Here is a 3,437-nt window from a genome sequence, read left to right on the forward strand (position 1 = left end):
CCACGAGTCACAAATTAGTTTGTGACTCGTAAAAAGACGAATGATATTCACAAAATGGTTTATGCATATTGAAGGAGTCCGACCATTTCAAAAATTCTTTCGTCCTCCAGCGATATTGAGCAGGGTAGGAAAACATAGAATAGCTGGTCTCCAACCTCTTGCTTCATGCAGTGCTTTTAGAATGCCCTTTTCTCTTAATGTCCTGAGAAGTGCGCCGGCTGTCGGTTTTTTGATGCCTGTTTGGCGACTGACTACGCATCTTTAATTTCGGGTTCGACGATGATCAGCCCGAGAGCTACCAGTTCGTCCTCGTCATCGATTTCTTTGACCTCCTCGACCACCGGACTGGTCACATACAGCGGGCCGACGTGTTTCACAACGAGTTCCAGCACACTCCGATCCGTCTTGATAAAATCGATCAGCACGCATGGATCCATGATCATCAATTTTCGGGAGGTCGGGCGACGAGTCACAGAATGACCTCCCAATTCTGCAGAAGGTCTTGCATGTCCTCAATACCTATCCGAAGCATCTCAGCGCCTCGGCTGATTGAAATGCTGTCTTTTTCTACCGCTTCCCTGGCCAGGCGGCTGAAACGGTCTTCGTAGAAATCAAATCGCTGCATCCCAAACGGCTCAGCCGAATCAATACCCATCGGCTCTTCTTTGAAGGAGAGCTTCCTGTTGAAACGCTGCTGATAGGCCATGTTGAACTTCATCCATATTGACTTGTCCACAGCCCCATCTTCCACCAGGCGCAAGAGAACGGTTTTGTAACTGACCCGGAAAATTCGTTTGATCTTGAAAACCCTGTCCACGAAGTGTAATCCGGACGCTTCATTCCATTCTTTCCGGAATCCCTCGTTCGGCATCAGAAAATGTCCGGCAAAACGGTCTGCCTCCTGTTCTTCTTCTTTGCTTTCTTCGACCTTGGCTACGTCGTAGGCTTCGGGATGCAACATTAGATGGCCTAGTTCATGGGCGGCGCTGAAAATGCGTCTTTCAACCGAAATCCGCTCCCATATGTTCACCACCACAGCCGGACCACCGTCTGCCTCTCCCACAGACAGGCCGAAAAAACTATCGGAGGCCATGGGGATCGGGAAAACCTTGACGCCCGCTTGTTCGAGCAGGCCACAAATGTCATGGATAGGCTCGGTGGGTTTCAGGCCCAATTTTTTACGGCAAAGCCCGGCCGACTCTATCAGGAGGTCCGGGGCGCATTGTGTCCTGACACCCATGAGGCTGAACGGCATCTGTTTGTTCATGCATTTTTCAAGAAAGTTGAAATCATCAAGCCATTTGGCCACTTCAGCCAGGACATTCTCGCGATTCTGCATCCGCTTTGCTGATCGGAACCGGACAGTGTGCAATTCACGAACCGGCTGGAAAAACACCTGAATTTTCACATCCAGAGCCCTTGCTATTGCCTGCATGGTCCTCATCCGCGGCTCACTCTTTGCGAGTTCCAGGTTCTTTACAGCCGGCAGGGAGAGACCAGCAACATCTGCCAGGGCTCTTTGGCTCAAGCGTTTTGCATTTCTCAACCGCCTCACGTTTTGGGCTAGTATCTGCAGATCCATAGGCGTCTCCTTTTTGTTTTTGTTAAAAATACCATGCTTCATATTTTTGTCAATTAGTATATTTTATCAAAACTTCCCCCGAAATTTTCCGCTCGCCTCAGGCGAGGATATATGACATATGTGATTCTCCGATGGGATGCTGCGGGATCAGACGAAGGGTGCACCGCAAGCCTCATCTTCCCATGAAGCGAGTGACTTCTTGAGCGAAAGCGAAGGGAACATCCCCGGAGGGGAAGGTCCTGGGTTTTTAGGGCCTTAAAGATCAATCCCGGATTCTTCCTCTCTACATTCCTCTGAATGACAAACAGGACTGCTTCAGGACGATCGGGGTCCTCCGTGGCCGTTCTTATTGGTTGACGAATACTGTGATTTCTCCGAAAATGGCCCTGCTATGTCGTTTCAAGACATGGGAGGCTGAGAAAAAATGAGCGATCCGCAAAGAGAACAGAAGATCCATCCTGGGCAGGAGGATCTCGCAGAGCGTTCCACCATGACAAAGGCCGGGAAAACTGAAGTGAATAGACCTATTGCAGAAGAGAAGGAGATTATCCGACGATTCAAGCGAAAACTGGCCGGACTGAAACGCCCCCTCCGGTTCATTCACTGGGGGGAAACTTCCGAATATGCACGGGGTCTTTCTCTGCTGCTGGAGGATATCAGGACCTCTGTTACAGACCCTCTCACAGGGGTACAGCTTGTTGCCGCCTTTTTCGAGGCGGACGAGGACATCCTGGGCCATTGTGACGATTCCAGCGGACATGTGGGCGACCTCTTCCGGTGCAACGGGAGGGACCTGTTCGTGGCCTACGCTTCCCGCTGTTCGGATTGGGAGAAGGAAGCTGTGGCGGATATCCTGCTTGAACTGAACCTGAAAAATGACTACGGCGTCCGGGATCTCCTGGTTGACTGCGTCGGGGAATGCCTTGACGAGCCGGTGATCCGCAGAATGATCGCAGAATTTCAACGGCGGGCCAAAGCTGAAAAAAACAAGGATAAAAAGACACGCCACCTGATGCTTGTGGAGTCCCTGGCCCGGCAGATCAGGGACGCCGAACTTTTCGAGAAAACCCGGACGATCTCATGGGGAAAACTTTCCACGGCGGCCTTTATCGATATTGCTGAAGTCTGGCTGGCTGCTGGCGACGTCGAAAAAGCCCATTTCTGGATAAAAAAGATTCCGGAGGGAGACAATTTCCTTGCGGACGAAAGAGACAGCCTGCTTCTTGAAATCTACCGCCGGCAGGGTGACAGGGAAAAACTTATCGAGCTTCTGTACCGGAAATTTCGAGATTTCCGCTGCACCGAAAGGCTCCAGGCCCTTCTGGACGTTCTGGGGAAAGAAAAACAGGACGAAATTATAGATCAGGAAACTGCAAGGATTCTTGAGGACACTTCCTTCCGGGTGTCTGATGCGGAGTTTCTTCTTGCGTCGGGGAAGATCAGCGAGGCAGCCGACTACATTGTCAGAAACTCGGAACAGCTGGACGGAAGAGAGTACGATAGGCTGCCTCCTTTGGCGGAACAGATGGAATCAAAAGGGCGGAGTCTTGCCGCCAGCCTGATCTACCGGAGCCTGCTCTCCTCCATCCTGGACCGGGCCTGCGCAAAAGCCTATTCCCACGGCGCCCGATACCTGAGGAAGCTTGACGCTCTTTCGGCTGCCGTTCCGGACTGGCAAGACTTGCAAGACCATGAAACATTCACGGAACGGCTTTATTTTCAGCACGGCCGCAAGAAAAGCTTCTGGTCGAAATACGAGACGCTGAAATGAACGGTTACGGGGTAGAACGGTCTTATCCGCTGAAAAATACGATTGTTTGATACGAACCGGAATTCCGGCGGCGTTTCCAGTGGG

3 protein-coding genes are annotated in these 3,437 nt (G+C 51.4%); 1 reads left to right on the forward strand and 2 read right to left on the reverse strand.

Annotated features, from left to right (window positions below):
- Positions 1-251: 251 nt before the first annotated feature.
- Complete coding sequence (locus tag JMJ95_RS13825; protein WP_290686527.1) at positions 252-473, reverse strand: hypothetical protein; 222 nt, start codon at positions 471-473, stop codon at positions 252-254.
- Positions 470-1,582: an XRE family transcriptional regulator gene (locus JMJ95_RS13830; protein ID WP_290686529.1), complete on the reverse strand. Its 1,113-nt coding sequence runs from the start codon at positions 1,580-1,582 to the stop codon at positions 470-472. Before JMJ95_RS13830 ends, JMJ95_RS13825 begins: the two co-directional genes overlap by 4 nt.
- A gap of 424 nt (positions 1,583-2,006) precedes the next feature.
- Between JMJ95_RS13830 and JMJ95_RS13835 the strand changes: the two genes are divergently transcribed.
- Positions 2,007-3,353, forward strand: a complete 1,347-nt coding sequence (locus JMJ95_RS13835) for a DUF6880 family protein (protein ID WP_290686531.1) — start codon at positions 2,007-2,009, stop codon at positions 3,351-3,353.
- Positions 3,354-3,437: the final 84 nt, after the last annotated feature.

This window comes from Aminivibrio sp., assembly GCF_016756745.1.
Classification (GTDB): Bacteria; Synergistota; Synergistia; order Synergistales; family Aminobacteriaceae; genus Aminivibrio.

Coding starts and splice junctions, on each gene's coding strand:
- JMJ95_RS13830 (WP_290686529.1), bottom strand. CDS start 1,582: ATGGATCTGCAGATACTAGCCCAAAACGTGAGGCGGTTGAGAAATGCA.
- JMJ95_RS13835 (WP_290686531.1), top strand. CDS start 2,007: ATGAGCGATCCGCAAAGAGAACAGAAGATCCATCCTGGGCAGGAGGAT.